Source organism: Paracoccus indicus, assembly GCF_003056335.1.
Lineage (GTDB): Bacteria > Pseudomonadota > Alphaproteobacteria > Rhodobacterales > Rhodobacteraceae > Paracoccus > Paracoccus indicus.
Window position 1 is genome coordinate 117,465 of the sequence record NZ_PYWA01000008.1, and the last position, 13,666, is coordinate 131,130.

The window sequence follows — 13,666 nt, forward strand, 5'->3', positions numbered from 1 at the left end:
GGATCAAAGCCCTCTCTCGTCGCGCCACATCTTCCAGATGAAGCCCGTGATGAAGATCATCATGATGGCGAACAGCACCACGGCAATGGCCGCGCCGTAACCCATGCGATAGCCGTATTCCGACAGCGCCTGTTCGTACATGTAATAGGACAGCACGCGGCTGGACCCGAAGGGCCCGCCCGAGGTCATGATGCTGACCAGGTCGAAGCTGCGCAGCGCGCCGATGACGGTGACGACCACCGCGATGAAGGTCGCGGGGCGCAGTTGCGGCAGCACCACATGCCACAGCATCCGCCAGCCCTTGGCGCCGTCCAGACGCGCAGCCTCGATCTGGTCGGGGGCGACGGCGTTAAGACCCGTCAGATACAGGATCATGCAATAGGCGATCTGCGGCCAGAGGCCCGCCGCGATGATGCCATAGGTGACATAGCGTTCATCCGCCAGGATCGCGACACCCGTCCCCGTGACCCATTCGATCAGCACGTAAAGCAGCCCGAAGCCCGGCGCATAGAACCACGAGAAGATCAGCCCCACGACCACCTGGCTGATGACGAAGGGGAAGAAGAACAGCGACTTGTAGATGCGGATGCCCTTGACCGTCTGGTTCAGGAATAGTGCGATCAACAGCCCAAGCGGAACCGCCAGCAGATAGAGCGCCAGCCAAAGGACGTTGTTCTTCAGGCTGGTATAGAAGGCATCGTCCCACCACAGCTCGGAATAATTGGCCAAGCCGATCCAGCGCATCGGTCCCAGGCCATCCCAATCATGGAAGGATACCCAAACCGACTGGAAGATCGGGATCAGCACATAGACGGCGAACATCAGCATGCCCGGCGCAAGAAACAGCCAGGGTGTCAGGCTGTTCCGGCGACGCGCGCGCGCTTTCGGCGGGTGGATGTCGGGAAGGGCGGTCATGCGGGACCTCCGGGGCAAGCGGGTGGGTGCAAGAAGGATGCGGGCGGTTCGATGGGGACCGCCCGCCTGATGTCAGCCGGCTTCGCGCTGGCGCACGCGCTCCAGCCGTTCCAGGATGGTGTCGAGGCGTTCGGGACGGACCATGAATTCCTGGAAGCCCTCCATCCCCGCCTTGGCCATCTCGGGGGATGCGTCGCGGTCGAAGAACTGCGCGATGCCACCCTCGGCAGTGGACAACAGTTCGAACCCGGCCTGCAGGTAGGGATCGTCGCCGACGGTGCTGTCGGCATTGATCGGCAGCTGGCCAAGCGTCTCGTTCATCTTGGTCTGCACGTCTGCGCGGGCCAGATAGGCCAGGAACAGCTTGGCGTCCTCGGGGTTCTTGGCACCGGCCGGAATGTGGATCGTATCGGTCGGAGCCTCCTCGGCGCGCGGGATGTCGGGATTGATCGTCGGGAACTGCATGAACCCAAGGGTGTCATTGGTCATGCCGCCATCCTTGAACGTGGCCGCGGCAAAGTTACCCATGACGTAATTGGCGGCCTTGCCCTGCACGACATTCGACACGGCATCCTGCCAGTCGATCGCGGCATGGTTCTTCGAGGTATAGGGCAGCAGCTTTTCCCATTCGGCGAAGACGGCCTTGACCTTGTCGTCGGTCCAGGGGATCTCGCCGCGCGTCAGCTGCATGTGCCAGTCATAGCCGTTGGTACGCAGCGACAGGTAATCGAAGATCCCCGCGATGGGCCAAAGCGCCTTCGAGCCGGTGGTCACGCAGTCGATCCCGGCCTCCTGGAACTTCGCGCAATTGGCCAGAAATTCTTCCCAGTTGTCAGTAGGTTCGACGCCGACCTGCTCGTAGACATCCTTGTTGTAGTAGATGCCCCACTGGTAATAGGTATAGGGGATCCCCCACTGCTTGCCGTCGATGGTCATCGCGGATGCGGCTGAATGCAGGCTTTCGTTCAGCCCGTTCTCGGCCCAGACATCGGAGACGTCCAGGAACTGGTTGGCCTCGACGAAGGGCGCCATGCGGTTGCCCGCGTACCAATTGGCCAGATCGGGCGCATCGGCGGTCAGGAAGTTGCGGATGGCGGTCTTGTAACCCTCGTGGTCGAAAGTGTTCACCTTGACCTTGATGTCGGGATACTCGGCCTCGAAATCCGCGATCAGCTGTTCGAAGGCAGCCTTGGGCGCGGGATCGGACGCATCCGTGTTCATCACCAGTTCGCGGGTCTGTGCAAAAGCGGGTGCGGTGGTGGCCAGCAGTGCAGCCAGCAGCAGCCCTCGTTTCGTATGGACCATGGTCTCCTCCCCATTAGGTTCCAAATAGTGAAACTCAGTTTTGAATATTGAAACTATGCTGCGAATCGATTAGCCTTGTCAACAACGGCAATGCTGCGGAGAGGAGGCCATGGCATGACGACCCCGCAACGCGAGACGTCCGATGGCACCGTGGGCCGCACGCTGGCCGTGCTGGACCTGGTGGCCGAATTCGGCCGCCCCGTCCGCTTTGCCGAGATCCTGCCCAAGGCCGGCCTGCCCAAGGCGACGCTGTATCGTTTCCTGCAGACATTGGCGCGGCAGGACATGCTGGCGTTCGACGACAACCGCCAGACCTATGCACCGGGCATGCGGCTTGTGCGGCTGGCGCATTCGGCTTGGGCGCAGTCCAGCCTTGCCCCCGTCGCGCAGGACGTCATGGACCGCCTGGCGCGCGAGATCGGGCAGACCGTGCATCTGGCCCAGCTGGACAATGGCGCGGTGCTTTACGTCGACAAGCGCAATGCCCGCCAGCCGGTCGAGATGTTCGCCCAATCCGGCAAGGTCGGCCCCGCCTATTGCACCGGTGTCGGCAAGGCGATGCTGGCCCATCTGCCCGAGGATCGTCTGGCGCAGGCCATCGCGCGACAGTCCTTCCATGCCCATACCGACCGCACCTTGAGAACGCCCGAAGCCCTGCGCGACGAACTGACCCGCATCCGCGAACGCGGTTACGCCTTGGACGATGAGGAGCACGAGGTCGGCATCGCCTGCATCGCCGCCCCCATCCTGTCGGGCAATGGCCGGGTCATCGGCGCCATATCCGTGACCACCACCACCGCCACGACCAGCCGCGAACAGCTGCTGGCGCTGGCCGGTCCCGTCAAAGAAGCCGCGGCGCAGATCGCCGCAGCCGCCGACACATGGCGGTTCCCCGAACACAAGCAAGCATGAGGTTGCCATGTCCGGCGTCCAGTTGACCCGCGTCACCAAGGATTTCGGCCCCGTCAGGGTCATTCACGGCGTCGACCTGCAGGTCGACCAGGGCGAGTTCTGCGTCTTCGTCGGCCCCTCGGGCTGCGGCAAGTCGACCCTGCTGCGCATGATCGCGGGCCTCGAGGAGACGACCGACGGCCAGATCCGGATCGAGGGCGATGACGTCACCGATGCCGAACCCGCCGACCGGGGCGTCGCGATGGTGTTCCAGACCTATGCGCTTTATCCGCATATGACCGTCGCCCAGAACATGGGCTTCGGCCTGAAGATGAACGGCCACCCCAAGGCCGAGATCGCCGCCAAGGTGGCCGAGGCATCGCGCATCCTAAAGCTGGACCCGCTTTTGGATCGCAAGCCCGCGGCCCTGTCGGGCGGCCAGCGCCAGCGCGTGGCCATCGGGCGGGCCATCGTGCGCGGCCCCAAGGTGTTCCTTTTCGACGAGCCGCTGTCGAACCTGGATGCCGAACTGCGGGTCGAGATGCGCGCCGAGATCGCCCGCCTCCACCGAGAGATCAAGGCGACGATGATCTATGTGACCCATGATCAGGTCGAGGCGATGACCATGGCTGACAAGATCGTCGTCTTGCGTGCGGGCCGGATCGAACAGGTCGGCAGTCCGATGGATCTGTACGACGATCCCGACAACCGTTTCGTCGCGGGCTTCATCGGCAGTCCGGCGATGAACTTCGTGGCGGGGCAGGTTCAGGGCGGTCAGGTCGTCACCCCGGCCTTCGATGCGCCGCTGGACCGCCAATCCCCAAATCTGATGGATGGCCGCAAGGTCGAGATCGGGTTGCGCCCCGACACGCTGCAACTGACCGATCACGGCAACTTCCGCGTCGACCTGGCCGAGAACCTGGGCGGCGTGACCTATGCCCATCTGACCGCACCCTCGGGCGAAAAGCTGGTCGTGCAGACCACGCGCAGGCTTGATCCGGCGGGCGGCGGCATGGTCGGCGTGACGCTGGACCCCGCGCAGGCCTATTTCTTCGACGCCGAAACCGGAATGCGCCTGAGATGAGCGATATCGACCTTGCCCTTGTGGGCCTGGGCACCATCGCCCGCGCCCAGCATCTTCCCGCCATCGCCGCAACGCCGGGCATGACCCTGACCGCCATAGCCAGCCGCAATGCGCAGCTGGACGGGGTGGCGAATTTTACCGACGTCCAGACGCTGCTGGACGATTTGCACGACGTCCAGGCGGTCTCGCTCTGCACGCCGCCGCAGGGGCGGTTCGAACAGGCGATGGCCGTGCTGCGCGCGGATTGCCACCTGATGCTGGAAAAGCCGCCCGGTGCCACATTGTCGGAACTGCAGCTGCTGTCCACCGAGGCGCAATCCCGCAGCCTGACGATCTTCGCGACATGGCATTCGCGCGAAGCCGCCGCTGTCGATCAGGCGCGCGACTGGCTGGCCGATCGCACCATCCACGCCACCCATATCGACTGGTGCGAGGATGTCCGCAAATGGCATCCCGGCCAGGACTGGATCTGGCAGCCGGGCGGGCTCGGCGTCTTCGATCCGGGCATCAACGCCCTGTCGATCCTGACCGCCGTGCTGCCGGGTCCGGTGCGCCTGACCGGTGCCGATCTGCATATCCCCGAAAACCGCCAGACCCCCATCGCCGCCGAACTGACCATGGATGCGGGCCATCCCGTCACCGCCCGTCTGGACTGGCGCCAGCAGGGGGCCGACCTGTGGCAGATCCGCTTCGACACCGATGCGGGCACGGCGCTGCTGGATCAGGGCGGCGCGCGCTTCAGCGTCGATGGCGAGACCGTCGCGCAGGGTGAAAACGCCGAATACGCCCGCCTCTATGCCCGTTTCCGCGACCTGATCGCCAATGGCGACAGCGATCTGGACCTGTCGCCCCTGCGCCTTGTCGCGGATGCCTTTCTGACCGGCCGCCACCACGCGGCCCCCGCATTTCAGGACCAAGACCCATGAAGATCACCCAAGTCGAAACCTTCATCGTTCCTCCGCGCTGGTGCTTCGTGAAGATCAGCACCGACGAAGGGATCAGCGGTTGGGGCGAACCCGTCCTCGAAGGTCGCGCCGCCACCGTCGCCGCCTGCGTCGAGGAGCTGTCCGATTACCTGATCGGGCGCGACCCCGGGCTGATCCAGGACCATTGGACGGTCATGTATCGCGCCGGTTTCTATCGTGGCGGCGGCATCCACATGTCAGCCATCGCGGGCATCGACCAGGCGCTGTGGGACATCAAGGGCAAGGCGCTTGGCGTGCCGGTGCATTCGCTGCTGGGCGGGCAGTTGCGCGACCGCATCCGCGTCTATAGCTGGATCGGCGGCGACCGTCCGGGCGACACGGCGCGGATGGCACGCGACTGCGGCGATCGTGGCTTCACCGCCGTCAAGATGAACGGCACCGAGGAGATGCAGTTCGTCGACAGTCACGCCAAGGTCGATCAGGTGCTGGAACGCGTGCAGGCCATTCGCGAGGAGATGGGCCCCGATTTCGGCATCGGCATCGATTTCCACGGCCGCGTGCATCGCCCCATGGCCAAGGTGCTGGCGAAGGAGCTGGAGCCCTTCCGCCTGATGTTCATCGAGGAGCCGGTCCTGTCGGAACATGCCGAGGCGCTGCGCGAGATCGCCAACCATTGTTCCACCCCGATCGCGCTTGGCGAACGGCTCTACAGCCGGTGGGACTTCAAGGCGATCCTGCAGAACGGCTTTGCCGACATCATCCAGCCCGACCCCAGCCATTCGGGCGGCATCACCGAGACCTATCGCATCGCCGCCATGGCCGAGTCCTACGACGTGGCATTGGCGCTGCACTGCCCGCTTGGTCCCATCGCGCTGGCCGCGAACCTGCAGCTGGATGCCGTCTGCTACAACGCCTTCATCCAGGAACAGTCGCTTGGGATCCACTACAACAAGGGCAGCGACCTGCTGGATTACCTGGTCGATCCGTCGGTCTTCAAATACGAGGACGGCTTCGTCGCCATCCCGCAGGGCCCAGGCCTTGGCATCGAGGTCGATGAGGCCAAGGTCCGCCAAATGGCCACCGAAGGCCATCGCTGGCGCAACCCCATCTGGCGCCATGCCGACGGCAGCTTTGCAGAGTGGTGATCATGCGACAGGTTCTGAAACTCAACGACGGCTGGATCTTCTCGGACGGCTTCGACGAAGGCCATATCGGTGCCCCGCGCGAGGGCGAAACCATCACCTTGCCGCATAATGCCGTCGACCTGCCGCTGAGCTATTTCGACGAGACCAGCTATCAGCGCCCCTTCACCTATCAGCGCCATTTGACATGGGACGACGCTTGGGCGGGCAAGCGGGTGCAGCTGCAATTCGACGGCGCGATGGCCGACAGCGTGGTCTGGGTGAACGGCACGCAGGTCGTGGCGCATGCCGATGGCTATACGCCCTTCTGGGCCGATCTGACCGACCACCTGCGCCCCGGCGACAACCTGATCACGGTGCGCGTGGACGGGTCGGAAAACCCCGCGATCCCGCCCTTCGGCGCGCAGATCGACTATCTGACCTATGCGGGCATCTATCGCGATGTCTGGCTGCGGGTGCTGCCCGAACGCCATCTGGTCAATGCGCGGGTGCTGACGCCCGATGCGCTGGCCGACGCCAAGACCGTGGTGGTACGCCCCGAAACGACGGCGCCGGGTCCGGTGCGCGCGCGCCTGCTGGATGGCGACCGCGAGATCGCCGCGACCGAGGGCGAGGGCGATCTGAACTTCGCGGGCCTGACCGGCCTGCGCCTGTGGTCGATGGATGACCCCGCACTCTATATCATCGAGCTGAGCCTGCCCGACAGCGGCGATGTCACCACCCACCGCTTTGGGTTCCGCACCGCAGAATGGACGCCCGAGGGCTTTCTGCTGAACGGCCAGCCGGTCAAGCTGCGCGGACTGAATCGCCATCAAAGCTATCCCCACGCGGGCTATGCCGCCGGACGTCATGCGCAGGAACGCGACGCCGAGATCCTGAAGCGCGACCTCGGATGCAACATGGTGCGGACCTCGCATTATCCGCAAAGCCCCTGGTTCCTGGACCGCTGCGACGAACTTGGCCTGCTGGTCTTCGAGGAAATCCCCGGCTGGCAGCATATCGGCAACAAGGCCTGGCAGGATCGCAGCGTCGAAAACGTCCGCGCCATGATCCGCCGCGACTGGAACCATCCCAGCATCGTCATCTGGGGCGTGCGCATCAACGAAAGCCCCGACGACCACGACTTTTATGTCCGCACCAACGCCGCGGCGCGTGAATTGGACCCGACGCGGGGCACCGGCGGCGTCCGCTGCATCCCCGACAGCGAATTGCTGGAGGACGTCTATACGATGAACGACTTCATCCTGGACGAATCCGAGCTGCCGCTGATCCAGCGTCCGCGCACGCCCCTGCGCCCGCGTGAGGAGGTGACAGGCCTGAAGACGCCCGTTCCCTATCTGGTGACGGAATACAACGGCCACATGTTCCCCACCAAGGCGCAGGACCCCGAGCTTCGCCAGATCGAGCATGTCCTACGGCACCTGGACGTGCTGAACGCGGCCCATGGCGATCCGCAGGTCTCGGGCTCGATCGGCTGGTGCATGTTCGACTACAACACGCACAAGGACTTCGGCGCGGGAGACCGCATCTGCCACCACGGCGTCATGGACATCTGGCGCGAACCCAAGTTCGCCGCCCATGCCTATGGCAGCCAGAAACCGCCCGCTGAGGGCGTGGTGATGCAGCCCGTGACCTTCTGGGCGCGGGGTGAGCGTAATATCGGAGGCATCCTGCCCCTGATCGTCCTGACCAACTGCGACGAGGTCGAGTTTGAATGCGCGGGCGTCACGCGCCGCGTCGGTCCGGACCGCGAACGCTTTCCGCATCTGCCGCATCCGCCCGTCATCATCGACCACCGCCACATCAGCGCGGCCGAGCTGGGCGAATGGGGCATGAGCTGGCACCCCGGCCGTATCACCGGGTATCTGGACGGCAAGCCTGTTGCCCGGCGGGACTTCGTGGCCGATCCGCTGCCGACCAAGCTGCAGATCGATCCTGACATGGACCGGCTGCCGGCCGATGCGGACATCGATCTGCGGGTGATGCTGCGGGCGCTGGATCAGGCGGGCAACCGCCTGCCGTTCCTTGACGGGGCGGTGCAGGTGCAGATCGACGGCCCGGCGCGGTTGATCGGACCATCCCTGCGAATGCTGCAAGGGGGAACCACCGGCATGTGGCTGCGCCTGACGGGGCAGGCAGGTCCGGTGACCATCACTGCGCGTCTGGATCAGTTCCCAACGGCGACGGCCACCATCAGCGTCGGCTAGGCCTTGGCCAACTTGCCCTCGACCCGGCGGAAGGCGGCCTGCAATTCGCGGCTGAATTCGCCTGGCTGGAAGCTGCGCAGGCCCGAATGGGCGGCACAGAGGTGGCGCAGGTCCTGGCACTGCGCCGCCAGTTCGTCGATCCAGGCCTTCAGGTCCTGCAAAGCATGGGGTTCGGGTTTCATCGCCTCCGCCATCGTCGGATGCAGGAAGACCCTCGGCCTGGGAAAGAAGCGCTTCAGCAGGCGCGGCACTGGCATCAGGTTGATCGTGTCATCGACATGCAGCGTGCGGCTGGCCATATGCCATGCCAGCAGCGATCCGGCATGCACTTTGTCGTTGCCGTCGATGTATTCGATCCCCCTCGGCATCGAAAACTGCAGGTCGTCCGCAAACATCGCCGCGACTTCGGCGGATTCGACAGGCTGCGGCTGCCAATCCAGCTTGGGGTGCTTTTCCCAGTGGCGGCGCGAACCATAGAGCCTAGCGTCGGGAAAATCCTGCGCGATCCCGGCGCAATGCAGGGTGTGATGCGGATGCAGGTTCAGCACGGCCCTGACTGCGCGTCCCTGATCGGTCAGCTGCATCACCCGGTCGCGGATATTGCCGGTCAGCGGATAGCTGTCCAGCATGGCAAAGCCGCCGTCCGACAGGCGCACCAACCCGGCCTGCGTGCCGACGTTCAGCACGCCGCCCAGTTTCAGATCGCCGCGGATGGTCCAGAAACCCTGGCCCAGATCGTGGATCGCCTCGGTCATGGTCGTCCTTTCGGTCTATGCGCCCGGCGGGCAGGCGCTGTCCTGATTGGCGGGCTGGTGCTGGCCCGCCTTGGCGCAGATATCGCGCAGGGCGGGCTTCATGCCCTCCTCGAGCGTGGGGTGATAGAAGGGCAGGGACAGCAGATCCATGGCGGTCAGACCACGCTCGATGGCCCAGACCAGCAGATGCGACAGATGCTCGGCCCCCGGTGCGCAGAATTCGGCCCCCAGCAGGCGGCCCTGCGGATCGGCATGAACCACCATGCAGCCCATAGCACGTCCTTCGGCGCGGGCGCGGCCTTGATTGGAATAATCCGCCCGACCCATCAGCGCACTCGGCGGTGCGATCCCGACCGAGGCATGCGGCGGATCGGTGAAGATCATCGAGAATGCGGTCTTGCGTTGATCCGGCGTCACCACCGGATATTGCGCGGCATTGCTGCCCGCGATGGCCCCCTCGTCCGAGGCTTCATGCAGCAAAGGCGCATCGGCATCCGCATCCCCGGCCATGAAGACCGGCGCATCGCCACATTGCAGCGTCTGGCGGTTGAACAGCGGCGTTCCGTGATCGTCCAACGCCAGACCGGATTGATCCAGCCCCAGCCCCTCAAGGTTCGGCGGACGCCCCACCGCGATCAGCACATGCGAAAAGACCGCCTGACCGTTGTCACCACCCGACCATTCGACCATGACGCCCCCATTCACGGGCTTGGCTGAGGTGTCGCAGCCAAGGCGCAGGGTCATGTCGTCTTCGACCGCGTGCTGCAAAGCCTCTGCGACCTGCGGATCGCGGGCCTTGCCCAAGGTGCGGGACTTGTCGAACAGCGTCACCTTCACGCCAAGACGGCCCATCGCCTGCGCCATCTCGAGCCCGATGGGACCACCGCCGATGACGGCCAGGCTTTCAGGCAGATCGGGCAGTTCAAAGATGGTCTCATTTGTCAGACCGCGATCGCCCAGATCCTTTAGCGGCGCGGGGATCAGCGTCGTCGAGCCGGTCGCGATGACGATGGCCTTGGCGCTGACCTGACGCCCGTCTTCCAAGACCAAGGTGTTCGGACCAGTGAAACGTGCGCGCGACCGGATGGCCACGCCCTCGGGCAGCTTGTCAAAGCTTTCGCGGGTGGCGGCGACGAAATGGTCACGCTCGTCGCGGACCCGCTGCATTACTGCCTTGCCGTCGATGCGCAGACCCTCGGCATGGACGCCGAAGACCGGCGCGCGGCGGATGTCATGGGCGGCATGGGCCGCCGCCAACAACAGTTTCGAGGGCATGCAGCCCGTGCTGGCGCAGAGCGTGCCCCGGAACTCGGGGTCGATCAGCAGGGTGCGGGCACCCTGCTTGCGCGCTGCGGCCTCGGCGGCGATGCCGGCGGTCCCGGCACCGATCACCGCCACGTCACAGGCCAGCCTGCCCTGATCACCGCTCATTTCAAAGTCACCGCCTTGATGTTGACGAATTCCATCATGCCGAAGCCGCCGTGTTCGCGGCCATAGCCGGAATTCTTGACGCCGCCGAAGGGCATCGAGGGTTTGGCCACGTCGAAGCCGTTGATGAAGACCATGCCGGTGTCGAAATACTTGCTGGCCAGTTCGACGGCGCGATCCTCGTCCTTCGAGAAGATGCCGCCGCCAAGGCCGAACTCGCTGTCGTTGGCGATGCGCATGGCATCTTCGTCGTCCTTGGCACGGATGACCGAAGCGACGGGGCCGAACAGCTCCTCCTCATAGGCGGGCTGACCGGGCTGGACGTTCTCCAGAACCGTCGCGGGATAGAAATACCCCTGACGGTCGGGGATTTCACCGCCACACAGCAGCTTGGCGCCCTTGTCGATGCTGTCCTGGACCTGCTTGTGCAATTCGTCGCGCAGATCCTTGCGGGCCATGGGGCCCAAACCCGTGGCTTCATCTTCGGGGTCGCCCAAGGTGACGTCCTGCATGGCCTTGGTATAGGCCGCGATGAACTGGTCGTAGACGGCATCGACCACGACGAAACGCTTGGCATTCACGCAGGTCTGCCCGTTGTTGTAGAGGCGACCGGTGACGCAGGTCTTGACCGCCAGGTCGATGTCGGCATCCGACAGCACCAGATAGGCGTCGTTCGAGCCCAGCTCCATCACCGTCTTCTTCAGCGCCTTGCCAGCCTGCGCCGCCACGATGCGTCCCGCGGCCGAGCTGCCGGTCAGGGTCACACCGCGCACCAGCTTGTGCTCGATCACCTTTTCCGAGGTGTCGTGGTCGATCAGCAGGACCGTGAACAGGTTCTTGGGCAGGCCCGCCCGTTCGATGATATCGCGCAGCATGATGCCGCTGCCGGTGACATTGGCCGCATGCTTTAGCAGGACGCCGTTCCCGGCCATCAGGTTGGCGATGGTGTAGCGCGCCGCCTGATACAGCGGGAAGTTCCACGGCTGGATGCCATAGATGACGCCGGTCGGCTGATAGGTCACGATGCCCTTGCGGCTGCCCATCACCTCGCGCGTTTCGTCGGCCAGATGGTCGGGGCCGTGATCGGCGGTCCAGTCGCAGATGGCTGCGCACAACTCAACCTCGCCACGCGCATCCTCCAGGCGCTTGCCCATCTCGGCAGTCATCAGGCGGGCGTATTCTTCCTTGCTGTTGCGCAGTTCCCGACCGATGGCGCGGATCTTCTCGGCGCGATCCTTGAGCGACACCAGACGCCAATCCAGGAAGGCCTCGTGGCAAGCCTCGACCTTTTCCAGCGCGCGATCGACGCCCTCGATGGGATAGGTGGTCAGCTTGGCCTCGGTATAGGGATTGACGGTGGTGATATTGGCTTCGGTCATGTGATGCTCCGATATTCGCTTGTCGCGTTTCGAGGCACCAACGGGACCCGCAGCCGCGCCGTTCCATGGCGGGGTCACACGGCTGCGTGACGTGATGTCGCGGTCAGACGCCGGATTGCGCCGCGGCCAGGCCCTTGGCGATGATCGGGCCGGTCGGGCGACCGGTGGGCGATCCGCCTTCGGGCTCCAGCGTGATCTCATAAAGCTGGTTGTCGCCGGGGGCGGGCAGATCGGGGCCGTGCAGCACCGTCGCCTGCGGGCCGTCCAGCACCCCAAGCGATTGCGGACCCATCTGCGCCGAGGGCAGCGTCCAGGTCTGCAGGCTGTAACCCTGCGGCACGTCGATGTCGGCAACGAAGCGAATCTGGGCGGTGTCATTGCCGTAATCGCTGACCACGGCACGCGGCTGCCCGTCGGGACCAAGCAGCACCGCCATCACGACGGGTTCGGGGCCGGGGCGCTGAAGGGCACCGCCGAAACCGAGGGCCACGCCCAGCACAAGCGCGGCAGCCACGCCTGCCATCCAGCGGCGCAGAGGTGCAGCGGGCAGATTGGCAGGGGTCGGGGCGACGGTCGGATCGCTGCCCAGCACTGGCGCGGGCGGGACAACGGCACCATCCTGCGGCGTCTGCGACACCTGATCGCGCAGGCGGGCGGCAAAGCCTTCGGGCAGGGCATGGGGCTTTGCCGACAGATCCAGAGGCATCAACGTCTCGCGCAGATGCGCCACGCGTTCAGCCAGTGCAGGGTCCCTTGCCATTACCGCCTCGAACAGTTCGGCGGCGGCAGGCGACATCAGGCCAAGCGCATAATCGTCGGCAAAGCCGGTCAGATCGTCCTGAAATCCGTTCATGACAGGCATTCCTTCAGCGAGGCGAGGCCCCGGCGTATCCATGATTTCGCGGTCCCGAGCGGGACACCCTGCCGGGCCGAGATCTCTCCGTGGCTGAAACCGCCGACATGGGCAAGCAGGATGGCCCGGCGCGCCGGATCGTCCAGCGCATCGAGGCAATCGCCAAGCCGCGACGACCCCGCCAGCATCTGCCAGCCTTCCTCGGGGACGATCTGGTCGCGGGCGTCCTGCATGCGGGTCAGTTCGTCGGGCGACATGCTTGACAGGCGGCGTCCGTCGCGCAGGATCGTCAGGCAGCGGTTGCGCAGGATCGCATAGATCCAGCCGCGTGCCGAACCCGCCGGGCCGCGCTGCTGCGGCGATTTCCGCCAGATCAGCACCATGGCGTCCTGCAGGGCTTCCTCGGCCAGGTCGTGGCGGGTCAGGATGCGCAGGGCAACGCCGAACAGCTGGGAACCTTCCAGTTCCAGAATGGCGTCGATGCCTTCCGGATGTCCCTCGGCGCAAGCCTGAACCGCCTGTTCCAGCCTGCGATTGCGCTGCTTGCCGTGATCGTCCATGAAAATACACCCCACCCCTGAATGCCGGCATCCTGCCGCAAACTGCCGATGCGCTGCAACCATTCTTGGGCAATGCGACGGTACGCATCGATGACGACTGCGTCATCGGAAGGCCCCGCTGCTTACCGTGCGTCACATTGCCACCAGCCAGCAATATTCGGCATGTTTTGCGGGCGTTTTCCTTGCATCCTTGCGGGATTGTGGCTTTGATACACGCATGT

The 13,666-nt window shown here is 64.8% G+C and carries 12 protein-coding genes; 5 read left to right on the forward strand and 7 right to left on the reverse strand.

All coding sequences use genetic code 11. The features are described from left to right. Positions 1-3: 3 nt before the first annotated feature. Both DDE75_RS14025 and DDE75_RS14030 read right to left on the reverse strand, forming a co-directional pair. A complete protein-coding gene (locus DDE75_RS14025; RefSeq protein WP_170310956.1) occupies positions 4-915 on the reverse strand; it encodes a carbohydrate ABC transporter permease in 912 nt (303 codons plus the stop codon). Between the two features lie 72 nt (positions 916-987). Further along, positions 988-2,220 carry an ABC transporter substrate-binding protein gene (locus tag DDE75_RS14030; protein ID WP_108503018.1) on the reverse strand — a complete coding sequence of 411 codons (1,233 nt, stop codon included), beginning with the start codon at positions 2,218-2,220 and terminating at the stop codon, positions 988-990. 114 nt (positions 2,221-2,334) lie between these two features. Here DDE75_RS14030 and DDE75_RS14035 point away from each other — a divergent pair, with 114 nt between their 5' ends. The 5 genes from DDE75_RS14035 to DDE75_RS14055 are packed head-to-tail and all read left to right on the forward strand — an operon-like array spanning position 2,335 to position 8,470. Beyond that, positions 2,335-3,132 (forward strand): IclR family transcriptional regulator, encoded by a 798-nt coding sequence (locus DDE75_RS14035; RefSeq protein ID WP_108503019.1) that lies wholly within the window; start codon positions 2,335-2,337, stop codon positions 3,130-3,132. Between the two features lie 7 nt (positions 3,133-3,139). After that, the gene (locus DDE75_RS14040) at positions 3,140-4,195 is read left to right on the forward strand and encodes an ABC transporter ATP-binding protein (protein WP_108503020.1); all 1,056 of its coding nucleotides are present in this window, start codon (positions 3,140-3,142) and stop codon (positions 4,193-4,195) included. Continuing rightward, positions 4,192-5,121 carry a Gfo/Idh/MocA family protein gene (locus DDE75_RS14045; protein ID WP_108503021.1) on the forward strand — a complete coding sequence of 310 codons (930 nt, stop codon included), beginning with the start codon at positions 4,192-4,194 and terminating at the stop codon, positions 5,119-5,121. Before DDE75_RS14040 ends, DDE75_RS14045 begins: the two co-directional genes overlap by 4 nt. Further along, entirely contained in the window at positions 5,118-6,266 is a 1,149-nt protein-coding gene (gene dgoD, locus DDE75_RS14050; protein ID WP_108503022.1) for a galactonate dehydratase, read from the forward strand. Before DDE75_RS14045 ends, dgoD begins: the two co-directional genes overlap by 4 nt. Before the next feature lie 2 nt (positions 6,267-6,268). Beyond that, the gene (locus DDE75_RS14055) at positions 6,269-8,470 is read left to right on the forward strand and encodes a glycoside hydrolase family 2 protein (protein ID WP_108503023.1); all 2,202 of its coding nucleotides are present in this window, start codon (positions 6,269-6,271) and stop codon (positions 8,468-8,470) included. Here the strand turns inward: DDE75_RS14055 and DDE75_RS14060 are convergent. From DDE75_RS14060 to DDE75_RS14080, 5 genes are all read right to left on the reverse strand, one after another. Then, the gene (locus DDE75_RS14060) at positions 8,467-9,225 is read right to left on the reverse strand and encodes a hypothetical protein (RefSeq protein WP_108503024.1); all 759 of its coding nucleotides are present in this window, start codon (positions 9,223-9,225) and stop codon (positions 8,467-8,469) included. The genes DDE75_RS14055 and DDE75_RS14060 overlap by 4 nt on opposite strands. 15 nt (positions 9,226-9,240) lie before the next feature. Next, positions 9,241-10,656, reverse strand: a complete 1,416-nt coding sequence (locus tag DDE75_RS14065; protein WP_108503025.1) for a dihydrolipoyl dehydrogenase — start codon at positions 10,654-10,656, stop codon at positions 9,241-9,243. Then, positions 10,653-12,032: an NAD-dependent succinate-semialdehyde dehydrogenase gene (locus tag DDE75_RS14070; protein WP_108503026.1), complete on the reverse strand. Its 1,380-nt coding sequence runs from the start codon at positions 12,030-12,032 to the stop codon at positions 10,653-10,655. Before DDE75_RS14070 ends, DDE75_RS14065 begins: the two co-directional genes overlap by 4 nt. A 103-nt stretch (positions 12,033-12,135) precedes the next feature. Then, entirely contained in the window at positions 12,136-12,885 is a 750-nt protein-coding gene (locus tag DDE75_RS14075) for an anti-sigma factor (RefSeq protein WP_162799054.1), read from the reverse strand. Continuing rightward, the gene (locus tag DDE75_RS14080) at positions 12,882-13,445 is read right to left on the reverse strand and encodes a sigma-70 family RNA polymerase sigma factor (RefSeq protein WP_108503028.1); all 564 of its coding nucleotides are present in this window, start codon (positions 13,443-13,445) and stop codon (positions 12,882-12,884) included. Before DDE75_RS14080 ends, DDE75_RS14075 begins: the two co-directional genes overlap by 4 nt. Between the last annotated feature and the right edge of the window lie 221 nt (positions 13,446-13,666).